This window comes from Acinetobacter sp. T63, from assembly GCF_053852345.1.
The window spans coordinates 2,466,951-2,492,412 of record NZ_CM132659.1; the positions used below are offsets into that span (position 1 = coordinate 2,466,951).

The 25,462-nt window shown below is 47.7% G+C and carries 22 protein-coding genes; 12 read left to right on the forward strand and 10 right to left on the reverse strand.

Going from position 1 to position 25,462, the window contains the following annotated elements; all coding sequences use genetic code 11:
* Positions 1-25: 25 nt before the first annotated feature.
* Both ACVLR6_RS11845 and ACVLR6_RS11850 read left to right on the forward strand, forming a co-directional pair.
* Positions 26-1,054 (forward strand): hypothetical protein, encoded by a 1,029-nt coding sequence (locus tag ACVLR6_RS11845; RefSeq protein ID WP_160240993.1) that lies wholly within the window; start codon positions 26-28, stop codon positions 1,052-1,054.
* A gap of 22 nt (positions 1,055-1,076) precedes the next feature.
* Positions 1,077-1,643: a LemA family protein gene (locus ACVLR6_RS11850; protein ID WP_075174849.1), complete on the forward strand. Its 567-nt coding sequence runs from the start codon at positions 1,077-1,079 to the stop codon at positions 1,641-1,643.
* Between the two features lie 62 nt (positions 1,644-1,705).
* On the opposite strand, the gene ACVLR6_RS11855 is transcribed toward ACVLR6_RS11850, so the two are convergent.
* The gene (locus tag ACVLR6_RS11855; protein ID WP_455995285.1) at positions 1,706-2,656 is read right to left on the reverse strand and encodes a sensor domain-containing diguanylate cyclase; all 951 of its coding nucleotides are present in this window, start codon (positions 2,654-2,656) and stop codon (positions 1,706-1,708) included.
* A 363-nt stretch (positions 2,657-3,019) separates the two neighbouring features.
* Here ACVLR6_RS11855 and tgt point away from each other — a divergent pair, with 363 nt between their 5' ends.
* The 4 genes from tgt to secF all read left to right on the forward strand — a co-directional run bounded on the left by tgt (position 3,020) and on the right by secF (position 7,517).
* Positions 3,020-4,150 carry a tRNA guanosine(34) transglycosylase Tgt gene (gene tgt / locus ACVLR6_RS11860; protein WP_045796613.1) on the forward strand — a complete coding sequence of 377 codons (1,131 nt, stop codon included), beginning with the start codon at positions 3,020-3,022 and terminating at the stop codon, positions 4,148-4,150.
* Positions 4,151-4,252: 102 nt separating this feature from the next.
* Positions 4,253-4,582, forward strand: a complete 330-nt coding sequence (gene yajC, locus ACVLR6_RS11865) for a preprotein translocase subunit YajC (RefSeq protein ID WP_005180065.1) — start codon at positions 4,253-4,255, stop codon at positions 4,580-4,582.
* A 53-nt stretch (positions 4,583-4,635) separates the two neighbouring features.
* The gene (secD, locus tag ACVLR6_RS11870; RefSeq protein ID WP_016658621.1) at positions 4,636-6,537 is read left to right on the forward strand and encodes a protein translocase subunit SecD; all 1,902 of its coding nucleotides are present in this window, start codon (positions 4,636-4,638) and stop codon (positions 6,535-6,537) included.
* Between the two features lie 8 nt (positions 6,538-6,545).
* Entirely contained in the window at positions 6,546-7,517 is a 972-nt protein-coding gene (secF, locus tag ACVLR6_RS11875) for a protein translocase subunit SecF (protein ID WP_171065090.1), read from the forward strand.
* A 48-nt stretch (positions 7,518-7,565) separates the two neighbouring features.
* Here the strand turns inward: secF and ACVLR6_RS11880 are convergent, their stop codons facing one another.
* The 5 genes from ACVLR6_RS11880 to cysM form a co-directional block, all read right to left on the reverse strand.
* Entirely contained in the window at positions 7,566-8,210 is a 645-nt protein-coding gene (locus ACVLR6_RS11880) for a 4'-phosphopantetheinyl transferase family protein (RefSeq protein ID WP_034597905.1), read from the reverse strand.
* Between the two features lie 75 nt (positions 8,211-8,285).
* The gene (locus ACVLR6_RS11885; protein ID WP_045796610.1) at positions 8,286-10,592 is read right to left on the reverse strand and encodes a RelA/SpoT family protein; all 2,307 of its coding nucleotides are present in this window, start codon (positions 10,590-10,592) and stop codon (positions 8,286-8,288) included.
* 31 nt (positions 10,593-10,623) lie between these two features.
* A complete protein-coding gene (gene rlmD, locus ACVLR6_RS11890) occupies positions 10,624-12,015 on the reverse strand; it encodes a 23S rRNA (uracil(1939)-C(5))-methyltransferase RlmD (protein WP_160240988.1) in 1,392 nt (463 codons plus the stop codon).
* A gap of 6 nt (positions 12,016-12,021) precedes the next feature.
* Complete coding sequence (locus ACVLR6_RS11895) at positions 12,022-12,843, reverse strand: 3'-5' exonuclease (RefSeq protein WP_160240987.1); 822 nt, start codon at positions 12,841-12,843, stop codon at positions 12,022-12,024.
* Positions 12,844-12,869: 26 nt separating this feature from the next.
* Complete coding sequence (cysM, locus tag ACVLR6_RS11900) at positions 12,870-13,799, reverse strand: cysteine synthase CysM (RefSeq protein ID WP_160240986.1); 930 nt, start codon at positions 13,797-13,799, stop codon at positions 12,870-12,872.
* 154 nt (positions 13,800-13,953) lie between these two features.
* Between cysM and ACVLR6_RS11905 the strand changes: the two genes are divergently transcribed.
* From ACVLR6_RS11905 to rsfS, 5 genes are all read left to right on the forward strand, one after another.
* Entirely contained in the window at positions 13,954-16,764 is a 2,811-nt protein-coding gene (locus ACVLR6_RS11905) for a GacS-like sensor histidine kinase (RefSeq protein ID WP_168414262.1), read from the forward strand.
* Between the two features lie 108 nt (positions 16,765-16,872).
* Positions 16,873-17,661, forward strand: a complete 789-nt coding sequence (locus ACVLR6_RS11910) for a crotonase/enoyl-CoA hydratase family protein (protein WP_016658615.1) — start codon at positions 16,873-16,875, stop codon at positions 17,659-17,661.
* Between the two features lie 30 nt (positions 17,662-17,691).
* Positions 17,692-18,564 (forward strand): NAD(P)-dependent oxidoreductase, encoded by an 873-nt coding sequence (locus ACVLR6_RS11915; RefSeq protein WP_005180090.1) that lies wholly within the window; start codon positions 17,692-17,694, stop codon positions 18,562-18,564.
* Between the two features lie 36 nt (positions 18,565-18,600).
* Positions 18,601-19,389, forward strand: a complete 789-nt coding sequence (locus ACVLR6_RS11920) for a hydroxypyruvate isomerase family protein (protein ID WP_455995290.1) — start codon at positions 18,601-18,603, stop codon at positions 19,387-19,389.
* 82 nt (positions 19,390-19,471) lie between these two features.
* Complete coding sequence (gene rsfS, locus ACVLR6_RS11925) at positions 19,472-19,873, forward strand: ribosome silencing factor (protein ID WP_005180097.1); 402 nt, start codon at positions 19,472-19,474, stop codon at positions 19,871-19,873.
* A 246-nt stretch (positions 19,874-20,119) separates the two neighbouring features.
* On the opposite strand, the gene ACVLR6_RS11930 is transcribed toward rsfS, so the two are convergent.
* Genes ACVLR6_RS11930 through ACVLR6_RS11940 form a run of 3 tightly spaced genes read right to left on the reverse strand, consistent with a single transcriptional unit; the run spans position 20,120 to position 23,031 of the window.
* On the reverse strand, positions 20,120-21,565 hold the full coding sequence (locus ACVLR6_RS11930) for an NAD(P)(+) transhydrogenase (Re/Si-specific) subunit beta (protein ID WP_005180098.1): 1,446 nt from the start codon (positions 21,563-21,565) through the stop codon (positions 20,120-20,122).
* Positions 21,566-21,568: 3 nt separating this feature from the next.
* Positions 21,569-21,892, reverse strand: coding sequence for a proton-translocating transhydrogenase family protein (locus ACVLR6_RS11935; protein WP_005180100.1), 324 nt, complete (start codon positions 21,890-21,892; stop codon positions 21,569-21,571).
* A gap of 11 nt (positions 21,893-21,903) precedes the next feature.
* Positions 21,904-23,031 carry a Re/Si-specific NAD(P)(+) transhydrogenase subunit alpha gene (locus tag ACVLR6_RS11940; RefSeq protein WP_455995292.1) on the reverse strand — a complete coding sequence of 376 codons (1,128 nt, stop codon included), beginning with the start codon at positions 23,029-23,031 and terminating at the stop codon, positions 21,904-21,906.
* Positions 23,032-23,876: 845 nt separating this feature from the next.
* Between ACVLR6_RS11940 and ACVLR6_RS11945 the strand changes: the two genes are divergently transcribed.
* Positions 23,877-24,803 (forward strand): DMT family transporter, encoded by a 927-nt coding sequence (locus ACVLR6_RS11945; RefSeq protein ID WP_005180104.1) that lies wholly within the window; start codon positions 23,877-23,879, stop codon positions 24,801-24,803.
* Positions 24,804-24,967: 164 nt separating this feature from the next.
* On the opposite strand, the gene tnpA is transcribed toward ACVLR6_RS11945, so the two are convergent.
* Positions 24,968-25,417: an IS200/IS605 family transposase gene (gene tnpA / locus ACVLR6_RS11950; RefSeq protein ID WP_023274418.1), complete on the reverse strand. Its 450-nt coding sequence runs from the start codon at positions 25,415-25,417 to the stop codon at positions 24,968-24,970.
* Between the last annotated feature and the right edge of the window lie 45 nt (positions 25,418-25,462).

Below are 25,462 nucleotides of genomic sequence, written 5' to 3' on the forward strand. Positions count from 1 at the left end.
TTTTCAAACTGTAAAAGATATCGCCATGCCGCTCGATACCGTGAAACACTCCATTCATATTCGACGTAAGAAGAATCAGCGGGTATTTCGCAATATCGCTCGGTTATGGGATATAGGAAAAAAAGCGCAAAGCCATCAAGAAATTTTGGATGGTTTGCACCCTTGGCAAGATGACATCACCCTCAAGTTTGAAAATGTTTTGCCTATTTTGCTTGGTATTATAGGGGTGTTGTTCTGCTTATTGCTCTTGATTCAACCGAGCAATATTTGGCTGCAATTTTGTTTACTGATTGGTGTAGTCTGTATTTTTTGGGCATTTATTACCTATGAGCAAGACGACCCCATTGAAGAAGTTATCACTTTTTTAGAACAGGAAAGCATTGCGCAACGCTATCAACTGGCATGGCAGCAACCGCCGCAACATCTTTCCCGCACCTTACAACCCGTTTATTTGATTGCTCATTTAAAAAGTCTGTTTCCCTTATTTAATTTAGGGAATCTGTCTAATGAAATTCGCCGTTACGCCAGTACTGTTTGGCAAGATGAACAAGGCAAGCAGCATCAGGTTTTGGTGTTTGAATATCGCTATGTCAGCGAAACCCGCATTAAAGATCAAAATGGCAATGACTACAAAGTTCGTGAAGTCGTGCGCTATTTATCGGGCGTATTTGTCTTTGATGTGCAACTACAAGGTTTAGCAGTGACCTCAAACAATAAATCCTTTGGTGCGCCTTATCATGTGCCGTGGCATACCAGTGATATTTGTCTAAATCAAAAACTCAATTTTTTTGGTAGTGATGCAATTCAACTGGCGCGTACGCTCAGCCCTGCAATGGTGTTAAAACTAGATGATTTTTTTCAGCATCAACAAGGTGATTTGTTATTTCACCCTGAGCGTAACACGCTGTGTTTTTTAGGCAATCGCAACCTGTTTGAAATTTCCAGTAGAGCAAAAAATATTCAAGATATTTCCGCATTGCGTGGACACTTACGCACTTTTAAATTACCTTATTTAGAACAATTACAGACAGATCTGGTCGATTTTCTAGACTAAGAAAATCATCTTGGGGCAAAGCATGGGTATCGCAATTTTTCTTTTGGTTGTTATCATATTGGTGATTCTAGGTATCATGATTCGTAACAATATCGTACGCCACCACAACGCTACTATCCGCGCTTGGGCAGATGTGACAAGTTTTGAACGACAGAAATTAAAAACACTCGAAGAACTTGCGCCAGTGGTCGAACAATATGCAGGCATGGAAAAAGGTACTTTAGAAAAAGTGACTGAACTGCGTCAAAATATTATGAACCTAAACATCACCAATGCTGATGTTCATCAATTACAACGTGTTGAAGCCTTAAGCAAAGAATTGATGCGCAGCTTGAATGTGGTGGTCGAAAATTATCCTGAGTTAAAAGCCGATCAACTGTATTTAAAAATGATGCATGAAATTGATGAGCAAAATGAAAATGTCGGTGCTGCAATTACTATTTATAACCGCAATGTCGAACTATTTAATAATTATATTCAGGTCTTTCCTAACAACATGATCAATACGGCAACCACAGCCAAAAAACCAGTGCGCGCTTTTCGTGATAACAGTGCAGCGCAAAGTTTTGATTATCGTCCAAACTTTTAAGTTATTTTTGATAGGTCAATAAAACAGCAAGCACGAAGCTTGCTGTTTTTTTCAGATTTCAACTAAACACTTGACTGTGTCAGATACTGCACCTGATTACGCCCCTTATTTTTTGCCAAATACAATAATTCATCGGCTGAATGCAGAAAATCGACCACATTGTGATACTGCTGATTTTGATGATAGCTATTTGCGCCAATACTCACAGTGACTTGGGTGATTTCCCCCGTCTTGGTATGTGGAATTTCCAGTGCATATACTGCCTGCCTAAAGTTTTCAGCAAGTTGCACGGCATCTGCCAGCGGCGTTTCAGGCAATAGCACCACGAATTCTTCACCACCAAAGCGAGCCACAAAGTCAGATGCACGCGCAAAGTGTTGTTTAAGCAACTGCGCCACGCTAATCAAACAGTGATCACCCTGCAAATGCCCATAATTGTCGTTATAAGGCTTAAAATGGTCGATGTCGATAAACAGCATAGACAAGGCATGTTGATGACGTGAAGCTCGTTTAAATTCATTCTCTATACACTCGCTGAGCGCCTTTCGATTAGCAACCAAGGTCAGCGGGTCTTGTAAGCTCAAAGCCAGATTTTTACGACTCAATGCTTCGAGTTCCAACTCCATCTGTTTACGTGCAGAAATATCAAACATAAACCCGATAATCGCTACAGTTTCATCATTTTCACGAATCACATGCACCACATCACGAATCCAGACATAATTTCCTGTAGCGGTTAAGGCACGATAATCAGCTTCGTGGTCTGTACCTTGATCAGACAAACTCACACACATATTTACGGTCTTATCTCGATCTTCAGGATGCATCCGATCAATCCAATCTTGTGCAGTTTTCCAACTGTCTTGCGTCCAACCCAGTAAAGGCTCAATTTGTGGACCGATGTAGCTAAAAGCTTTGGTTTTCCAGTTAATCTGCCAGGGAATTGCATTCGTGGTTTCCAAAAGCGTTTTATAGAATTGGTCTTCTTTTAATGCACTGTTTATTTCACTCATAGCCCACCCTATGAATTTATTTTAATTACAATGTAACAACTTAAGTGAGCTTTGACTACAATTTGTTCTGTCTTATTGACATTTTCTTCTTCAGCTTTGACACAACCATGTAGTTGAGCAAAAATAAATAAAACTTACTCACAATATAAAATCAAAATAAAGTAAACCAATAAAGAAGAAATTACCCGCATATTCAGAAATTTACGCCATATAAGCACAATGAATTTGAGCAAAATATTCACTCGTAATTTTTACCAAGGAAAACGTATCTCAACTGGTAATTCCGTGCATAATCTAGGAAAATAGTCCACTTTTAGCATGAACAATCAGCGAACTGTTTTTTCGCCTTGATTTGGAACATATATGAAGTTTGAGAAATTAGGTCAGTCGGGGCGCGCCCGTCGTGGTCGTTTAACTCTTGAACATGGTGTGGTGGAAACCCCTGTGTTTATGCCTGTCGGCACCTATGGCACCGTTAAAGGCATGCTCCCGCGTGATATTGAAGACATTCAAGCACAAATTATTTTAGGCAACACCTTCCATCTGTATTTGCGTCCAGGTCTGGATGTCATTAAAGAACATGGTGGCCTGCACGAATTCATGAAATGGGACAAGCCGATTCTGACCGATTCTGGCGGTTTCCAGGTCTTTAGTCTGGGCGCCATGCGCAAGATTAAAGAAGAAGGCGTGACTTTCCGTTCACCGATTGACGGCTCCAAAGTATTCCTTTCTCCAGAAATTTCCATGGAAATCCAGAAGGTCCTGAACTCGGACATCGTCATGATTTTTGATGAATGTACGCCGTATCCAGCGACCCATGAAGAAGCACAAAAGTCCTTACAGCTGTCATTACGCTGGGCCAAACGCTGTAAAGAACATCATCACAATGTCCTTGAAAATAAAAATGCCCTGTTCGGGATTATTCAGGGCGGGATGTATGAAGATTTACGTGATGAATCTTTAAATGGTCTGCTAGAAGTCGGTTTTGATGGCTATGCCATTGGCGGTCTGTCGGTGGGTGAACCGAAAGAAGAAATGATCAAGGTGCTGGATTATCTGCCGAACAAAATGCCGGAAGATAAACCACGTTACCTGATGGGTGTCGGCAAACCGGAAGATATCGTGGAAGGTATTCGCCGCGGGGTGGATATGTTTGACTGCGTAATGCCAACCCGGAATGCCCGTAATGGTCATTATTTCGTGACCGATGGTCTGGTACGGATTCGTAACAGCAAATACCGTCATGACCAGAGCCCGCTCGATCCGCACTGTGACTGTTATACCTGCAAGAACTTTACCCGCGCCTACCTGTTCCATCTGGAAAAATGCGGCGAGATGCTCGGTTCAATGCTCGGTACCATCCATAACCTGCGCTATTACCAACGCTTTACCCAAGATATCCGTAATGCCTTGGACAATGGCACTTTTGATGACTTTGTACAGGACTTTTACGCCCGTCGCGGTCTGGATGTGCCGCCTTGTCCGCAAGATTAATCTTTTCAGTATTTGCGCTGAAGAAAAAGACAGGGTAAATTGCAGAACAAGTCAATTTATTATCAATGTTATTGATTCCAGTTTTTAGTTTAGGAAAATGAAATGAGCCTTTTTATTTCTACTGCTCACGCAGCAGGTGAAGCTGCACAACAACCAAGCATGGTTGCTAACCTTTTGATGATTGCAGTATTTATTGCAATTTTCTACTTCCTGATTTGGCGCCCGCAATCAAAACGTGCCAAAGAACACCGCGCCCTGATCGACAGCCTGGGCGTAGGCAGCGAAGTGGTGTTTGCTGGTGGCCTGATGGGTAAAATCACCAAACTTGAAGGTGATTTTGCAGTGGTTGAACTGAACCGCGGCGTAGAAGTAAAAATTCAGCGTGCCAGTGTGATTTCAGTTCTGCCTGAAGGCACATTAAACAACCTTTAATCAAAAATTAGTCGTGCGCCCGCACGACTTTTTCATTTTAAGAAGAAAATTAAATGCGTTACCCAGCATGGAAATATCTACTCATCCTTGTGGTTCTGGTGGTGAGTACATTATATGCCCTGCCAAGTTTGTATCCAGATGAACCTGCGGTTCAGATTTCTGGGGCCAAAGCCGGTACCCAAATTGACCAAAGCATCGTACAAAAAGCAGAGCAAATTCTAAAATCAGAAAATATTGCCAGCCATGACAACAGCTTTACCAATAACGCAGCCCTGTTGCGTCTGGACTCAAGCGAAGCACAGCTTAAAGCCAAAGATGCATTACGTCAGGGCTTGGGTGATGATTATGTCGTGGCCCTCAACCTGGCGCCAACCACTCCTGAATGGCTACAGAAAATTGGCGCCAAGCCAATGAAACTGGGTCTGGACTTGCGTGGTGGTGTTCACTTCCTGCTGGAAGTGGATATGGACAAGGCCATCAGCCAGCGCATGGAAACCTCTGCGACTGACCTACGTCGCCAACTGCGCGACAACAAGCTGAAATTCAACAGCCTGTCTTTGAATAACAACACCATTACCGTGCAGTTCGCCAACAATGATGACCGCTCAGCCGTAATGGACTTCTTGCGCCGTAACGGCAACGAGTTTAACCAGCAGGCACTGGCCACCACAGATGGTGCCATGTTGCGCCTGACCTATACCGACACGCGCAAGCAGGAAATTGAATCCTATGCCGTGAACCAGAACTTGACCACGCTACGTAACCGTATTAACGAGTTAGGTGTGGCCGAAGCGCTGGTCCAAACCCAAGGCAGCAACCGTATTGTGGTGGAATTGCCGGGTGTACAGGATACCGCTGAAGCCAAGCGTGTTCTGGGTCGTACTGCGAACCTGGAATTCCGTCTGGTCTCTGATCTGAATGATCAGCATATTGACCCGTATACCGGTCAGCTCAGCAGCCAGACCTTACCACCGGGCACTGAAGCCTTTGCCTTTGAATCGCTCGACAGTGGCCGTCAGTTGCTGCTGAACCGTAGCCGTATTTTAACCGGTGAGCGCGTACAGAATGCATCGAGTGGCTTTAGTCAGGATACTGGCGGTGCCGAGGTAAATATTACCCTCGACTCTGCAGGCGGTAAGCTGATGGCAGACGCGACCCGTAATGCGGTCGGTAAACGTATGGCGGTTCTGTTCATTGAGAACAAGCAGCGCATCAGCTATGTAACTGATCCGGAAACCGGCGTCCAGACTGAAGTGCGTACCCCATATACAGAATCTGTAGTGATCAACGCCGCGACCATTCAGGCAGTGTTGGGTTCACAGTTCCGGATTACCGGTCTGGATTCACCGCAAGAAGCGGCTGAACTGGCATTAATGCTACGTGCCGGTGCCCTGGCTGCGCCAATGTACTTCGTTGAAGAACGTGTGATTGGTCCTAGTCTGGGTCAGGAAAATATCGACAAGGGCGTAACCTCGACCCAGATCGGTTTTATTCTGGTTGCGATCTGGATGGTGGTGTTCTTCCGTCTGTTTGGTGTGATTGCCAACTTCGCGCTGGTATTTAACCTGGCGATGATCCTGACAGTGATGTCATGGATTGGTGCTTCTTTAACCTTGCCAGGTATTGCCGGTATCGTCATTACCATTGGTATGGCAGTCGATGCCAACGTGCTGATCTGTGAGCGAATACGGGAAGAAATCAAATGGGGAGCCTCACCAAAACAGGCCATTGTAGCCGGTTATGACCGGGCCTATAACACCATTTTCGACTCGAACTTAACCACCTTCCTGGTGGCGTTCATTCTGTTCGCAATTGGTACCGGCCCGATTAAAGGCTTCGCCGTGACCTTAATGATTGGTATTGTCTGCTCGATGTTTACGGCCATTACCGTAACCCGTGCGATTGTACAGATCATTTATGGCAAACGCCGTAACCTGAAAAAGTTGAGCATTTAAGGAGATCGATGATGACTGAGAATACTCAACTGAATCCGAAAAAATACGGCCGTCCGGATGATGAGCGCGTCATTCCGTTTATGAAGATTGCGTTGCCGGCGGCATTGCTTTCGATCATTTTAACCGTGGCCAGCATCTTCTTTATTGCCACCAAAGGCTTAAATCTGGGTCTGGACTTTACCGGCGGTATTGCCGCAGAGCTGAACTACAGCAATCCGGTGAAAGCCAGCGATGTCTCTTCTGCCCTGACGCAGGCCGGTTTCCGTGATCCAGTGGTACAAACCCTGGGTTCTGAACGTGACCTGATGGTGCGTATGCCGGTGCAGGACGAGATTGAGGTCGAAGACCTGACCCAGACCATTACCGCAGCGGCACAATTGCCGGGCAACAGCGCCGATGTGACCAAGGTTGATGTGGTCGGCGGTCAGGTCGGTAACGAGCTGTATGTACGTTCTGCAGGTGCCGTGGCACTGGCACTGATCCTGATGCTGATTTACGTCACCATCCGCTTCGAGTTTAAACTGGCGATGGGTGCGGTGCTGTCCCTGTTCCACGATATTATCGTGACTGTGGGTATTTTTGCGATGATGCAATGGCCGTTTGACCTGACCGTATTGGCAGCCCTGCTGGCAATTATCGGCTTCTCGCTCAACGATAACATTGTGGTCTCGGACCGTATTCGTGAAAACTTCCGTAAAATTCGGGGCGCTTCGCCGCTGGAAGTGGTCAACATTGCCTTAACCGAAACCTTACGTCGTACCATCCACACTTCGATGACACTGTTACTGGTGGTGGTGGCGATGATGCTGATGGGCGGTGATGGCCTGAAATGGTTCTCGATTGCCATGTTTGTCGGTGTCTTTGTCGGGACTTATTCTTCGATTTATATTGGTACCGCCTTTGCACTGTGGCGTGGTCTGAACCGTCAAGACTTTATTGTGCAGGTAAAACCGGAATTTGAAGAGGAAGAAATTCCTTAATTCTTATCCCTCCCATACCAGCAAAAGCCCATCTCCGGATGGGCTTTTTTAATGGCGGATCAGTTGCAGCTTGGGAAACTGAAATCCCTTGCAGGAACGTTCAGAACGCCAGGCTACGGTCAGCATACAGCCACCAATCTTCAGATGCTGATAGGCAAACGTACCCAAGCCCTCATGATGGCAGAATCCACCCTGCTGATGCGGATGAACCCCGCTATTCAGCTGGTTCAGGCTCATGCGAATACCCAGCCCTGACGCTTTCAGAACAGCCTCCTTGGTGGTCCAGACCTTAAACCAGTAATCTGTCTCCTGGCCATAAGCCTGCCACAATTCCCATTCAGCCGGATGAAACATGTGCCTGGCCAGACTCTCAAAGCGCACCTTGCGATCCAGATCTTCAACATCAACCCCAACATCTTGAAGCTGCTCGCTATAGGCCAGTGCATAGTGCTGACGGCTGTGACTATGATTCAGGGCCAGCTGCGGATACGCAGGCAAAAACGGCTTGCCATACGCAGTACGGTCAAAATCTTCCGAGCAGATTGGCGCGTTTAAATAGGCCGATAGGCGCTGGTTACGAAAAGCATAAATGGCCTGCTTCTGCTGCTGGATGTACGCTTTACGCTCCAGCGCCGGCTGCTGCGGTGCAATCTGTGCCAGACGGGCCAATTCTAAAATGATCTGTGCGCTCATATGTGCACGCATTCCATGCATAAACAAAAACCAGCGATCAAGATCACTGGTTTTTTCAAAGATAAGAAAGAAAGTTTAATTGCCCTGTACCAAACGACGTGCGCTGATAATCCCCGGCTGCTGCTCCAAACGTGCCAGCAGACGTGACAGTTGCGCCAGCCCTTTGACTTCAATTAACAGCTTCATATTGGCAATACCATCATTTTCGGAAATGGTATTCACCTGACGAATATTAATCTGATCGGAGAAAATCACCTGAGTCAGATCTTTCAGCAGACCACGGCGATCATAGGCTTCCACTACAATCTGCACGCTTTGACCACGGGTTGGCTGCATTTCCCAGTCGGCTTCGACCGCACGTTCTGGCTCCTGGCTGATCATGCGTACATAATCCGGACAAGCCACCTTATGAATGCTGACGCCGCGATTCAGGGTAATATAACCAGCAATGGATTCACCATGTACCGGCTGGCAGCACTGAGCAATATGCAGCTCAACGTTATCCAGACCATCAATCAGAATACCATGCGCCGACAAGGTATGGCTGGCTCGCGGATTCAGGGTCGGTTTTAATACCAGTTCCGGTTCATCCTGATCCAGATGCATATGCCGGTTAACCTGGTTAATCAGCGCATGCAGGCTGATTTCACCATTGACCAGACCAATCAGAATGTCTTCACCGAGTTTGACATTAAAGTGATTGCAGTAATCATTCAAGTCGATACTTTTCGGGTGAATCGCCAGACGCGACAATTCCTTATTCAGAATATCACGGCCAATTTCCAGATTCTTGCTGCGGTCCTGCTGTCTGAACCAGTGGCGTAACTTGTCACGCGCCCGCGCAGTCTTGATATAACCAAGTGAGTTCACCAGCCAGTCACGGTTTGGTTCACGGTCTTTCTTGGTCAGAATTTCGACCTGTTCACCGGTTTTTAAGGTATAGGTCAGCGGCACATAACGCTGATTGACCCGCGCGGCATAACACTTGTTACCAACCTCTGTATGCACATGGTAGGCAAAGTCCAGCACGGTCGAGCCACGCGGTAATTCTTTAATATCCCCATCGCGGCTAAACACATAAATCTTTTCAAAATCTTCAAACTCTTGCAGCTGCTCGAAGTTTTCAGTTTCATCATCGGACTTATGCGCACTGGCATCATTACGCTCCTGATAATGCTCCAGCACCGCACGCAAAGAATGCAAACGATGGTTGAAGGAATGATCGGTGGTTTTGCTGCCTTCTTTATAGTTAAAGTGCGAACACACGCCAAGTTCCGCTTCTTCATGCATTTCCATGGTACGGATTTGCACTTCCAGCGACTTGTTTTCAGCAATCACTGCAGTATGTAGCGAGCGATAACCATTGGCTTTCGGATTGGTAATGTAGTCATCAAACTGATGCGGAATATGCCGCCACAGCTGATGTACGATACCGAGCGAGTGATAACATTCCGGAATGGTTTTGACCAGTACCCGCACTGCACGAATGTCATAAAGCTGGTCGAAGCTCAGGTCTTTGCTCTTCATTTTTCGATAAATCGAATAAATGTGTTTAACCCGGCCGGTAATTTCCGACTCAATGCCATGCGCCGCCAGTTCACTCTTGAGCTTATCAATTACAAACTGGATATATTGCTCACGTTCCAGCCGTTTTTCATTCAGTAAAGACGCAATTTCTTTATAACGGTCCGGCGCCAGATAACGGAAAGCCAGATCTTCCAGCTCCCATTTTAACTGGGCGATGCCCAGACGGTGCGCCAGCGGCGAGTAAATGGTCAGAATTTCACGCGCGACCCGTTCCTGACGCTCTTTGGACGCAGTGGTCAGTTCACGTAAGGCATAGGTACGCTCGGCCAGCTTGATCAGCACCACACGCACATCTTCAGTGACTGAAATCAGCATTTTATAAATGCCGGTCAGATGCTCGCGCTGGTTGTTATTGAAGTGATCTTCCAGCCGTTTATTCTTTTCAATCAGCTCGGACAGCTTACCCATCGACAGGGTACCTTTGACCAGGGTATGTACGCTGTCACCGAAATGCTCACGCACTTCTTCCAGGGTCATCACCCCTTCACGCACACTGCGGTACAGCATGGCAGCCGACAAGGTATCTTCATCGACATGCAAATGCGCCAGAATATCGGCCATTTCAATTCCGGTATACAAGGTATTGGACCGGTGCTTGACTGTCGTTTCCAGCTCTTTTTGTAACGTATAGGTGGCAACTTCTTCGAGTTTTGCTAATGCTGCCCCATCTAAGATGTCACGAACCCGGTCCAGCCATTCTGCCAGATCCTGTCGTGCTTGCTCGGCATGTTCTACAGTCGTTTCCTCAGACAATTCGTTTAATCGTCCAGGAAGTTGTTCACGTACTGTGACCATACCCTACTCCTACCTCTATATACTTCATTTTCTATAAATCGTTTATTGATTTTTCCTGCTCAAATAAGGCAATCGATTCTACATGACCGGTATGGCTAAACATATCCATCACCCCGGCTTTGCTTAAACGATAGCCCTGTTGCACCAGCATCCCCGCATCCCTTGCAAGTGTAGCCGGATTACATGACACATAAACGATTCTTGCCGCACCAAATTTGGGCACATAATGCATGACTTCCTCGGCACCGGAGCGCGGAGGGTCAATCAATAATGCATCAAATCCTTGATTTGCCCAAGAATGATGCGAAAAATCTTTTGTTAAATCTTGTGAAAAGAATTTCACCTGAGTTAACCCGTTCAGCTGGGCATTTTCCGCACCACGATGCACCATTTCATCTGAACCTTCCACGCCAACCACCGTACCGTTTTCGCCGACACAGCGCGCCAAAGGTAAAGAGAAATTGCCTAATCCACAAAACAGATCCAGCACACGCTCACCTGCCTGCAACTGAAGCAAATCACATGCCAGCTTGACCATTTGCGGATTCACGGTGGAATTTACCTGGGTAAAATCCAGCGGATGGAAAGCAAATTTCAGCTCAAATTCCGGCAGTGCATAATGCAGACGCATGGCCTGATCAGGTTGATCTACACGTTGCACACTGTCTGGTCCCGCAGGCTGCAGATACAGTTGCCATTGTTTCTGTAACGCAAATTTGAGCAGTTGGTTGACATCTGACTCAGATAATTTTTCCGTATGCCGGACCAACAGGGCAATTTCCGTGTCACCCATTGCCAATTCTACATGACCAATGTCGGCTTTGCCTTTTAGACTTTGGAGTAGTTGTTTCAGGCGGGTGATTGAACCGAGTTCACGGTCCAGAATCAGACAGCGGTCAATTGAGGTCAGCCGGTTGCTCTGGCGTTCCCGGAAACCGACCACCAGTTTGTCTTTATTCGGGAAATAACGCACCCCGATCCGGGCACGGCGGCGATAATCCTCCCGGGTTGAACGTAACGGTGTCAGCCATTCATCCGGTTGAATGCCGGCAAAATGCTGCAGGTGCGACTTGAGTACATCCTGTTTTAAACGAATCTGCTCATCCAGCTGGATATGCTGCATATTGCAGCCGCCACAGACACCAAAATACGGACACGGCGGCTCGACCCGCATCTCGGCAGGTGCAGATAACAGTTCGATACAGTCGGCTTCTTCTAACCGTTTGGTGACATGATGAATCCGTGCTTTGACTGTTTCACCCGGCAAGGCGCCTTGAATAAACACCTTCTTGCCGTGTTTATCCTGCGGATGCTCAGGCTGTGAACCATAGTGTGCAATCCCGCGCCCTTCATGGGACAGCGACTCAACCTGAAAGGTATGGATCAGGGGTTGAGCTGGACGAGCGGATGGACGATGTTTCATGAGCACCTAAAGTGTGGAAGATGGGAAATCTGCAACAGTAAAGTCTGTGGCTTGTGCATTCTGACGCCAGGCTGCAAGGAACTCGCCATGCTGTGGCAGGCTGGATAAATACTGGATGGTGGTCTGAACCCACAGGCGATGATCATCCAGCTGCAACTGCCCTTTCAGCAAGAGCCAGCGCAGATAGATCAGCCAGGTATTCAGCACATCACCTTCACAATAGCTGGTGAGTTTGAGCCATTCACCGGCGCGGATATATTCCGGCACATGATAACCGGCTTCACCGCGTTTACCCGGAAAACCCAGCAGATGCGCCATATCATCCAGTTTCTGGAAATTCCGGCCATTAAACATGGCCATCACATCCATCAAGTCAATATGCCGCTGATGATAGCGGTTCTGGTAGTTATTATAGCGCTTTTGCGTGTCAATTTCGCCCTGATCAAACAGACTTGGCGCAGACAGGCCATGATACATGGCACGATATAAAATCACCGGCAAATCAAACTGCGAACCGTTCCAGCTCACCAGAGTCGGATGACGCTTGTCAAAAATCGACAGAAATTTTTTCAGGATTTCGGCTTCGGTATACTGTTCCCGGCTAAAAGAAAACAGGGTCATTAAGCCGGTTTCATCAATCCACAGGCCGGAAATACAGACAATTTCATGCAGCGGCAAACGCTGAAAATCCATACCTGATTCCTGACGGCGCAGCTTCATCAGTGCCTGCTCCAGATCTGCCTCCGGCAAATCCAGACCATACAGATGCGCCCCCGACTTCAGGTCAGTCCATGTTTCAATATCAAATACCAACACCGGTAGACGCATAATTTTCTCTACAGCTTGACAGTGGTTTATTCAGGATCTTGAACTGAAAATAAACCGGTCGATAAATAACGGTCACCCCGGTCGCAGATAATACAGACAATCACCGCACCCGGGTTTTCTTCTGCCAGTTTCAGCGAAGCCCAGACCGCACCACCCGATGACGTCCCGGCACTGATACCTTCTTTTTGTGCCAGTTTACGCATGGTCCGCTCGGCTTCAATTTGCGGAATATCAATAATCCGGTCGACACGACTGCGGTCAAAAATGGTTGGTAAGTATTCTTCCGGCCAGCGGCGAATACCGGCAATGCTGGAACCATCTGAAGGCTGTAAACCGACAATCTGAATATCCGGATTCATTTCTTTCAGGTATTTGGATACCCCCATAATGGTGCCGGTGGTCCCCATCGAGCTGACAAAGTGGGTAATTTTACCGCCAGTTTGCTGCCAGATTTCCGGTCCGGTGGTCAGGTAATGCGCTTCGACATTGTCCGGGTTGCCAAACTGGTTCAGTACCAGACCTTTACCTTCGGCCTGCATTTGCAGGGCCAGGTCACGTGCTCCTTCCATGCCCTGTTCTTTGGTCACTTCAATCAGTTCGGCGCCATAGGCACGCATGGCATCTTTACGTTCCTGACTCATGTTATTCGGCATGATCAGCTTCATCTGATAACCACGCATGGCAGCCACCATGGCCAGTGCAATCCCCGTATTTCCGCTGGTGGCTTCAATCAAGGTATCACCCGGTTTGATCTGACCGCGCTTTTCCGCCTGCATAATCATGTTATACGCTGGGCGGTCTTTGACTGAACCTGCCGGATTGTTGCCTTCCAATTTGGCCAACACCGTGGCTTGGGTATGACTTGCAAGACGCTGCAAGCGTACCAATGGTGTTTTGCCCACATAATGATCTAATAGAAATTCATCGGCTTGGAAATCAGGGGTGGTATTACTCATTATTTGCACCTTTCTCTAGGTGCGCATATTGTATGAAAAAAACCACCCGCCTGCACTCTTTTCACCAGCTTTTTCGTGAAAGTGCTTAAAGCACAGTCAGTTTTAAAATAAAGCGTGCTAAACTGCTCGGCAGAACGAATAAACTGCTTTAACCATGTCAAATATCAATAAAAAGTTATTTAAGCGCCTACATTTAAATCATGCTTATGGGCAACTGATTGCCCTGATATTTGTGCCCATTATGGTGCTGGCGGCGGTCGGTGCAGGGCTGGTTCTGACCGAAACCTCGAATGCAGCGCGCGCCCAGCAAAAGCAGATGGCGATTGCGATTTTAACCCGCTATGAAATGCCATCTGAAGTGGCCTTACAGCAGCTCAACACCTTTCCTTGGCAATATGAACAGGCACGCAGCTATATGCAGGACCTGCTCAATGAAAAGCATTTACTTCGGACTGCCATTATTGATTCCCAAGGTCGTAGCCGCCTGAGTATGGGCTATCAGGATCAGGCCGGCTGGCCCAGTTTTCCGCGCGATGCCGCCTTCTTTGGCCCCATTCAGCATAAAGACAGCCATGTCTATGGTTTACGTATTGATGAAAGCCAGAGCCAGTATGCCTGGCTGCTAATCGAGCTGGACAATCAGCCTCTGGAAATTGCCCGTTATCGGGTCATGACCGTGCTGATTGCCACTGGCCTGTTGACCCTGATGCTGCTGTTGCTGTGCCTGAATTTCTATTCGCGTCGCTGGATTGCGCCAATGTACGAAATCCGTATGCAACTGCAACGCCTGAATGCCGACACGCTGGATCAACACATGGTAATTAACAGCACCGGCGAGCTGCGTTTATTGCAGCGTGATATTGCCAATGTGGTCAAGCGTCTACATTTCAGCTTTCTGGAACTAAAAGAACATACCGAACAGACCGAAGATGACTTGCGCCGCACCCTAGATACCTTGGAAGTCCAGAACATTACTTACCGTCAGGCACGTGACCAGGCGATTTCAGCCAACCAGTCCAAATCGGTCTTCCTGGCCAATATCAGCCATGAATTACGTACTCCGCTGAACAGTATTGATGGCTTTATCCATTTATTACTGCGCCAGGGTAATCTCAGCAATGAGCAGAACCTGTATCTGCAAACCATTCGCAAATCCTCGGCGCATCTGCTGGCGCTGATTAACGATGTACTGGATTTCTCGAAAATTGATGCCGGCAAACTGGAACTGGAAACCGCACCTTTTGATCTGGAAGAAGCCATTTATGATGTAATGGACATGCTGTCGCCGCTGGCCGCGCAGAAGCAGATTGCGATGGCCTTTTATTATGCTGACAACGTGCCAAAGCATGTGATTGGCGATGCCCTGCGCTTTAAGCAGGTGCTGACCAACCTGATTTCCAATGCCATTAAATTCACCCCGGATGGTGAAATTATTGTACGTGCGCGCATTGAACATGAAGATATCGGTCAGAGCATGATTCATTTTAGCGTGCAGGACAGCGGTATTGGTTTAAGCGGCACCGACCGGAAAAAACTGTTTGAATCCTTCTCGCAAGGCGATGCTTCTGTGACCCGTCAGTTTGGCGGTACCGGTCTGGGTCTGGCGATTTCCAAGCAGCTGGTACATTTAATGCAGGGCCAGATTGGCTTTGAAGACAATCAGGAACGCGCACCGACTGAAAAAGGCTCGACCTTCTGGTTTACTGCCGTATTCAGCATTGATGAGGATGAAATTATTGTGCACCCACGCTTTGCCAACAAGCATGTGGTGTCCTATCTGGCGCATCCGGCAACCGCCAATGTGCTGCGTCACTATCTGGAAAATTATCAGGTCCAGCATACCGAAACCACTTCGATTCTGGACTTATTCAGCCGACTCAATCACCTGTCTACACCGGAAGAAGACACCTGGTTAATTGTCGATCATAGCGGTGACACCGAAGCCTTACTGAAAGAAATTCGCAGCCGCTATCAGGGCAATCTGGCCATTTACGGCTACCAGATGGCGCTTGATCCAAGCATGCTGAATGAATATCGCACCCGCCCGCTGTATCAGCCTTTAAGCCGTGGCGCGCTAATCCAGTTACTAAACAATGAAAATCCGTTTGAAGATACAGGCACCGAAGTCTTTGATGGACAGGGGCTGCATGTGCTGGCGGTAGATGACCACTTGCCAAACCTGATTGTTTTAGAAGCCTTGTTAGGTGAACTGAATGTCACCACCACCAAAGCGCTGAGCGGTCAGGAAGCCCTGAATATCCTGCAAGAGCGGATTGAACAGGATGCCAAACCGTTTGATCTGGTGTTTATGGATATTCAGATGCCGGTGATGTCCGGGATTGATACCACCCGCGCCATCCGCTCGCTGGAGTCCACCCTCGACAAGCATAAACGCCTGCCAATTATCGCCCTGACCGCGCATGCGCTGGCCGATGAAAAACAGAACCTGCTGAAAGTCGGCATGGATGATTACGTCACCAAGCCAATCCAGATTGAACAGATCATCCAGATTCTGACCCACTGGACCACTGAAAACTTTAACAAGGTGCCGGCAGTGGAAAAAGCCGTGGTAATTGAAGCACTCGATCCGCTGGTTCTTGACTGGCAGCAAAGCCTGATGCTGGCCGCCAACAAGGAAGATCTGGCACTGGATCTGCTGCGTATGCTGCTCGACAGCTTTGCCACCGAACTGCATGAAATGCAGCAGCTGATTGAACTGGAAGATTTCCCGCAACTGGAGCATGTGCTGCATCGCCTGTATGGCGCCACCCGTTATGTCGGCACCCCAAGCCTGCAGGAAGCCACCGGTTCTTTTGAGCAGTTTGTTTCGACCTTACGTAAAGAACGCCGTAAAGCCGATGATGCCTTTATTCAGGAAGTGCTAAGACGCTTTGATGAATTACAAGCCGTGATTGCTCAGGTTGAACATGCCGCCGAGCAGATTCTAAACAAGCACACGCAGTAGTCTGACTCGACTAAAGTCAGGGTCTTGAAAGATGGATGTGACTGCCCTGTCATGTATCATGCGTATCTGCATGCTATGCTCAACAGAGGAAAAATAAGAGTTTAGACCATGACCATAGTACAGGTAGAAAAAAATAACGGCATTGCCATTGTGCGACTGAATCGCCCGGAAAAACGCAATGCCATGAGCTTTGCATTATTAAAACAGCTGGTCAAAACTGCCCGGCAGCTAAAAAAAGACCGTAGCTTGCGCTGCGTCATTCTGACCGGTGAAGCCGAAGTGTTTAGTGCCGGTATTGATCTGGCCGATTTAAACAATCCGCAAAATCGTGCCTTTGCCGCCTGGGAATTACTCAAACCCGGCCAGAGCCTGTTTCAAAAAGCCTTTCTGATCTGGCAGGAATTGCCCGTCCCTGTGATTGCTGCGATTGAAGGTTACTGTTTTGGAGCCGGGATGCAACTGGCACTGGCAGCAGATATTCGTATTGCCCATCCTAAAACCCAGATGTCAATTATGGAAAGCCGCTGGGGGCTGGTACCGGATATGGGTCTGAGCCGCTCTTTAAAAGGCCTGATTGGCCTGGACCTGGCCAAAGAACTGACCCTCACCGCCCGTATTTTTGAAGCGCAATATGCCAAAGAAATTGGCTTAGTCACCCACTTAAGTGACACACCACTGGATCATGCCCAGATTCTGGCGCAGGAACTGGCGCAGCGTTCTCCGGATGCGCTGGCTGCGGCCAAACAGGTGCTAGATGCCATGGAACATAATCCACAAAAATCCTTACGTCTGGAAAAAATCTGGCAGCTGAAATTACTGCTTGGCAAAAACAGTCAACTGGCGCGTAAAAAAGACAAGCAACCTGACACCAGTTTTTTACCGCGTCAATTTAACTAAGCACAGAGCATCAAGATCGGGAAGAGAAGCATGAGTTTTGATCGCAATACGCCCATCGCCTTTCTGGGTATGGGCTTAATGGGCACACGCATGGCAGCACGTCTGATTCATGCCGGTTTTCGGGTCGCGGTCTGGAACCGCACTGCTGCTGCCTGTGAGGAACTGCTGGACATGGGTGCTGAAGCACTGGCCCTAGAAAAGATTGGTCAATATCCGGTAATTTTAAGCTGCCTGGCCGATGACAATGCAGTCCAAGCCGTTTTTGAGCAGATTCAGCCGCATTTACAGGCCAAGCAAGTGATTGTGGATTTCTCCAGCCTGTCTGTGGATAAAACCCTGACACTGGCTGAACAGGCAGCCCGTCAGCAGGTGAAGTGGATTGATTCACCAGTGTCGGGCGGCACAGCGGGCGCAGAACAAGGCACCCTGGTTATCTTTGCCGGCGGTGATGCCGCCACCATTGAAAAACTGACCCTGATTTATAATGTGCTCTCACAGCGCGTGACCCGTATGGGCGCCAGTGGCACCGGACAGGCCACCAAAATCTGTAATCAGCTGATTGTCGCGGCCAACAGTACCCTGATTGCCGAAGCTGTCGCGCTTGCAGCTCAAGCTGGGGTAGACACCACTTTACTGGCACCCGCACTGGCCGGTGGATTTGCTGACTCCAAACCGTTTCAGATTCTAACCCCGCGCATGGCCAGTCATAGCTTTGAACCGGTGCAGTGGAAAGTCCAGACCCTGTCCAAAGACCTGAACAATGCCCTGACCCTGGCCGCGCATTATCAGCTGAATATTCCGGTGGCACAGCAGGCTTTGCAACAACTGCAAGCGCATCAGGCCAAAGGCTTTGCGGAAGCAGATTTATCCACGGTCATTCAACAGGTGGAACAGACCACTTAATTTCACCCTTTGCACAGGGAATGCAGGACATTGTTTATGACGAAACTTGCCGTAAATCTTTCTATGATTTTTACTGAAGTGCCGCTACTTGAGCGCTTTGCACTGGCCAGACAACACGGCTTCCAGCATGTTGAAATCCAGTTTCCGTATGAACTGAGCATTGCGCAGATTCAAAGCCAGCTAACCTTGCATGAACTGACGCTGTGCCTGATTAATGTTCCGGCCGGAGATTTAATGCAAGGCGGCAACGGGCTGGCCGGTGTGCCGGGCAAGGAAATCGAGTTTCGTCATGCCGTTGAACAGGCCATTGAATACGCGGTTGCACTCAAAGTGCCAAGTGTCAATATTCTGGCTGGTAAACAGCCCCAGGATGCCGATCTGCTGCCTTGCCTCAGAACACTGGCCGAGAACCTGAAAATTGCCAGCCATATGCTTAGCAGCCAGCAGATCCAACCGGTAATGGAAATGATTAATGGCACCGACATGCCGCGCTTTTTAGTACAGAACATTGCCCAGGCCCAAGAGATGCTTGAAGCGGTGCAACATCCGGCGCTAAAAATGCAGTATGACTGCTATCACATGGCCATGATGGGTGAAAACGTACTGGAAGGACTGATCGAGAATATCCAACAGATTGGCCATATCCAGTTTGCCGACTGCCCGGGTCGTCATGAACCGGATACCGGCGATATTGCCTTTGCGGAAGTGTTTGACTGGCTCAAACACAGTAACTATGCAGGCTATGTGGCGGCGGAATATCGACCGAGCAAAGATTCAGCAAATTCCTTTGCGTGGAAAAACAAATACTTTGCCGAATATCAATAATTCGGCACTGTCATAGATTTGAAATTTAGGCTCAAAGCCGCTATATTAGACAATGAATAATTGTCAGGAAATTATACCCTTTATGAATTTAGAACCATCGCCCGGCGCTTCTAATTCTCACGATCTCGCAATGACTTCCCCAAACAATGACGTACACGCTTGCCTGCAAGTTGTGCGCGATGCCCTTGAAGATGTAAAAGCCAAAGAAATTGTTGAGCTTGATGTTAGCAGCATCAGCAATGTTGCAGATGCTATTGTGATTGCTAGCGGCACCTCAACCCGTCATGTTAAATCTCTTGCTGATAACGTTGCTGAAGAAGCACGTAAAGCAGGCTTCCGCCCGATTGGTATGGAAGGTGAACGCGATGCTGAATGGATCTTGATTGATCTGGGTATCGTGGTGGTACATGTCATGCTTCCAACTGCCCGTAAGTTCTACGACCTAGAAAGCTTATGGCGTACAGCACCTGAATCTGTAAACTAAGATTTCCCAAAAAGCGACCTGAAGGTCGCTTTTTTATTGGGTCAAAATAGAGCTGGTCACAGCTGAATCCAGACACCGACTGATTTTTCCACTTCCCAATAGCTGAACTTAAACCTCTCGGCAGTGCTTCTCGATCTCCCCCCAACCCAAAGATTGAATCGTATGTAATAAAAGATTCTATTTAGTCACAGATATTAAAAAATCCCCCTCAATCGAGGGGGATTTTGAACGCGGGTATCGGACGTCTTAGTGACCCGTACCGTTAATCGCTTTGGTCATGTCTTCAACCACTTTCTTGGCATCACCGAAGACCATCATAGTCTTGTCGTTATAGAACAGGTCATTGTCCAGACCTGCATAACCAGTCGCCATTGAGCGCTTGATCACCATAATGGTACGTGCTTTATGTGCTTCCAGAATTGGCATACCGTAAATTGGCGAGTTTGGATCGTCTTTGGCTGCCGGGTTGACTACGTCGTTGGCACCTATCACCAATACCACATCCGTTGCCGGGAAGTCCGAGTTAATCTCGTCCATTTCCAGAATGTCTTCATACGGCACGTCGGCTTCAGCAAGCAAGACGTTCATGTGACCTGGCATACGACCCGCCACCGGGTGAATCGCAAAACGCACCGTTACACCCTGCTCTTTCAGCAAGTTGGCCAGTTCTTTCACCGCATTTTGCGCACGGCCTTGTGCCATACCATAACCCGGCACAATCACCACGCTGTCCGCATTGGACATTAAGAAGCCAGCATCATCTGCAGAACCTGAACGGTAGTTACGCTGTACCTGCTCACCCGCACCTGCGGTAGGCGCTGCCGCCCCACCCATCGCACCACCAAACAAAACGTTGATGATTGAACGGTTCATGGCTTTACACATGATGTACGACAGAATTGCACCTGATGAACCAACCAGTGAACCCGCCACAATCAGCATGTTGTTTTCCAAGGTAAAACCAATCCCTGCTGCCGCCCAGCCCGAGAAGGAGTTGAGCAGTGATACCACCACCGGCATGTCGCCACCACCGACTGGGGCAATCCAGACCCAGCCAAAGGCTAAAGCCAGTGCGGTCATGGCCCAGAACGAGGTCATGCTACCGCTTAAGAAGAAGTGAATCCCAAAGCCCAGCATGGCAATGAAAATCAGTGCCTGAACCGGTTTAACCCAGCCACCCGAAATGGTCTTGGCCCATTTTTTCGCTGCCAGTTTACCGTAAGCAAATACCGATGCAGTAAAGGTAATCGCACCAACAAAACAGCCCACGAACAATTCAAACAAATGCACTTTGCTCATTTCATGGAAGCTGACGCCATTGGCTGCCAACAGCTCTGGACCCAGTTCAACCAGCTTGTTGTTATGAATAATCGCTGCAATTGCAATTAACACCGCTGCCAGACCGACCAGTGAGTGCATTAGTGCTACGGTTTCTGGCATTTGCGTCATCGGTACGGTACGCGCACGGGCAATCCCGACAATGGCACCCAGAATCATCGCCCCCACAATCATCCAGATAACCGGATGATCCGCCACAAAGAAGGTAGTCAATACGGCAATCGCCATGGCGATCATGCCGTAACGGTTACCAGCAATCGCCGTTTTTGGCCCAGACAGGCCTCGTAAAGTTAAAATAAAGAGGACAGCCCCAATCAGGTAGAACCAATCCGCATAGTCTCGAATAAATTCCATCAATTAGCCCTCTTTTTTCTTTTGTTTTGGTTTAAACATTTCCAGCATACGCGCAGTCACTGCGAAGCCACCGAAAATATTAATACTGGCCAGGAATACTGCAATCGCACCAAGTACGCTCACCACGTTAATGCTCTGGAACTGCACATTGGCATCCACACCTAACACAGGCAAGCCGACCGTTTGAATCATCGCCCCCACGATAATGATCGAAGACAGCGCATTGGTTACCGCCATCAGTGGCGTATGCAATGCAGGTGTAACCCCCCAAACCACGTAGTAACCTACGAAAATGGCCAGGACAAAAATTGTAATTGTTTCAACCATGACTGTTCTCCTTAACCTCGTTTCAACAGCACTTGGCCGCCGTGCGTAACCAGTAGGGCTTTTTGAATTTCATCGTCCTGACTGATGGCAAAATTCTTTTCACTATCAAAAAGGGTTTCCACAAAATTCAGCACATTACGTGCATACAGCGCCGATGCTTCAGTAGAGACCGTTGATGGAATATTCGGAATACCGAGAATTTTCACGCCGTTGTCAGTGACAACGGTTTCACCACATTGAGAGCCTTCAACGTTACCGCCCGTTTCTACCGCCATATCCAGAATGACTGAACCCGGTTTCATCTTGGCCACAGTTTCCGCCTTGATTAAACGCGGTGCATCACGACCTGGTAACAGCGCTGTGGTAATCACGATGTCAGCATTGGAAACAGCTTTATCGACAATGATGGCCTGATCTTTGATGTACTGTTCGCCCGGCATCCAGCCATAGCCGTTTTTAGCGGCATCAGCAGCTTTTTGCTGTTCTTCTTCAGACATCGGCACGTCTAGCCATTTCCCGCCCAGAGATTCAACCTGATCTTTGGCAGTTGGACGCAGGTCAGTGGCTTCTACCACCGCACCCAGACGTTTTGCGGTCGCAATCGCTTGCAAGCCGGCAACACCCACCCCCATGATCACGACACGGGCAGGTTTGACTGTCCCTGCTGCGGTCATCAGCATCGGGAACATACGCTGGTATTCAGCTGCAGCCAGCAATACCGATTTATAACCGGCCAGGTTGGCTTGTGAGGACAGCACATCCATGTTTTGCGCACGGGACAGGGTCCGTGGCAATAATTCCAGGGCAAATGCAGACACCTGCTGTGCAGCAAATTGGTCAAGTTCAGTATTGCGGTATGGGTCAAACATTGCCACTACGGTAGAGTTAGGAGCAAGTTTTTGAATTTCTTCACCTTTCGGTGCGCGAACTTTCAAAATAATCTGACTGCCGGTATAGGCATCATCCGTAATTTTGGCACCCACGTGCTCATAGGCGCTATCGATATAGGCAGCTTTTAAGCCTGCACCACGTTCAATAACCACGCTATGACCCGCGTTGATCAACTTCTTTACTGTCTCTGGCGTTGCAGCGATACGATTTTCACCGACGACAGTTTCGGTTGGGATTCCGATCTGCATGAGCGTTCCTCAAGCTAATTTTTCTTAAGTAAACATCGCCAAAACGATGCTTCCCCTCAGGTTATGTTCTTGTTGAATTTTTGGATTCTAATTGAACTTTTTTAAATTACCACCCAATATTTATTTAATAAATACCCATATTTTGAACTGATGATTCATAAAAAGAAGGGTGGCAGATATAATTGATCAGTTTGGCTCTCTATTCTTCATGGCACTACTCTGGAAATAATGTGTATAAATTTTCAGCACAGCTCCTGACTTTTTACAGCGAATTGCGTCCTGTTCTGTTTTTTCTTTCCTTAAAATTGATTGTTTTGACAAATCTTATCGTGTAGTGCCGGCTTACAACAGGCTGATAAATACCAATAATGAACGGCTTTTTCGCAGCAAAAAATGAACATCCAGTTCATGATTGGCTGAAATGACATCTTAATCACAGAAGAATCGAGGATAAATTGGTCAAAACTGCCCAATGTTCGGGCAGAAAAGTAAATCCTGCGGCAAATGCACCGATTGGCTAAATGATTTCCTGCCCGCTGATCTGGACTTAACCCATACATCTGGCTGTGAAAGCGCGATAAAAAATTAAAAGTTTTTTTATTGATCATTTTGCCTGATGATGAATAAAGCAGCGCAACTGCTTAAATTTGCGTATTTTGCACTATTTTTGTGCAACAATTGCCCGCAAGACATCAATAGATCTTTGCCTGAAATAAACCATCTTAAAATTTTCATAAAATGAGAATAAAGCCTATCTTTACACATTCATTTCTTCGAGCAGACAGCTTATACTCAACGCATGAAAATCTGGTGACACCTGCCCTCTTGATTAAATTGCTCTGAATATGTCCATTTCCTTGACCAGAACGCAGTTAGGTTCACTGTTTGCACTATGCGCGGCCTTTTTATTTAGCACCAAAGCTATTTTTATCAAGCAAGCCTACGCACTTTCACCTCTGGTGGATGCCACCACCTTAATGACCCTGCGGATGGCCAGCGCACTGCCGTTTTTCCTGCTGATCTGCTGGTTTAACCGGCATCGCAATACCCAGATTCAGCTGCGCGAATGGATACTGCTCGTGGCTGCCGGGCTGCTCGGCTATTATTTTGCCAGCTGGCTCGACTTTCTGGGGCTCATGTTTATTAGCGCCTCACTGGAACGGATTATCCTGTTTCTGTATCCCACCTTAACCGTTCTAGCCAGCAGCCTGATCTACAAGCAGCGCTTAAGCCTGAAAACGATACTAGCCTTGCTGCTCAGTTATGGTGGAACGGTACTGGTGATGTTACAAGAACAGCAAAACATGCCAGATGGCCATTCCTTCTGGCTCGGTGCCAGTCTGGTATTTGCCAGTGCGGTGGCTTTTGCCGCCTATTTACTGGTGACGCCGCGGCTGATCCAGAAATTTGGCAGCTGGAATTTTACCGGCCTGGCGCTAAGTGTGGCCTGTTTCGGCACCTTACTGCATTATCTGCTGGCCGTACCGGAGCCACTGCAACGGCTGAGTCAATTACCGGGCAGCGTCTATGCCTATGGCATTGGACTGGGTATTCTGGTCACGGTGTTGCCAACCATTTTATTAATGCAAAGTATCGAACGCCTGGGAGCCGCTCATTCGGCCATGATCGCCTCTATCGGCCCGATTCTGACCATTGTGCTGGCCACCCTGTTTTTAGATGAATATTTAAATGCCTGGCAATGGCTGGGTTGCGCCCTCAATATCATTGGGGTGATGATGATTAGCCTGTCCAAGAAAAAGCTGATGGCCTGATCCATGATCAGTCAGCTCAGCCTGTTCCGGACTGCTGTGCATGTGTCTTGCACATGCAAAAAGGATGTTGCAAATGGTGGTCTTTGGCCGTCATGCTCAGTATTGCCGAAGATGCGATTGAATGAACAAAACTAAGAGCGCATTCTCGCTCTTTTAAGGGCGAGTTAGCTCTTTTTTAATGACATGGACTTTTTAGCATTTTTTTCTGACGTTGGTGTTCTTTGTTCTTCAATGTATTTTTTCACTACATCCAAACTTGCGCCACCACAGGATACAGCGCAGTAACTAGGCGACCAAAAGTGATTGCCCCATAGTTTTTCCTTAACTTCATCCCAAAATGAACGCCTTAAAACATAAGAACTTTTCCCTTTCAGTTTTCCAACTAGGTTGGAAACTGAGTGCTTTGGATGAACACTTACAAGCAGGTGGATGTGATCATCTTCACCATTAAACTCAATAAGCTCACAATCCATTTGCAAACAGGTTTCTTCCATAATCTCTTTTAGGGAGGAAAGCATGTCTTTTGTTAATACATCTCTTCTGTATTTCGTAACAAATACTAAATGAACAATGTTTTTATAAATGCATGATCTACCTGTTCTCCACTCGTACATCTTATCCTCATACTAGATTTACTTTAACCTTATTTTAAGCTAAAA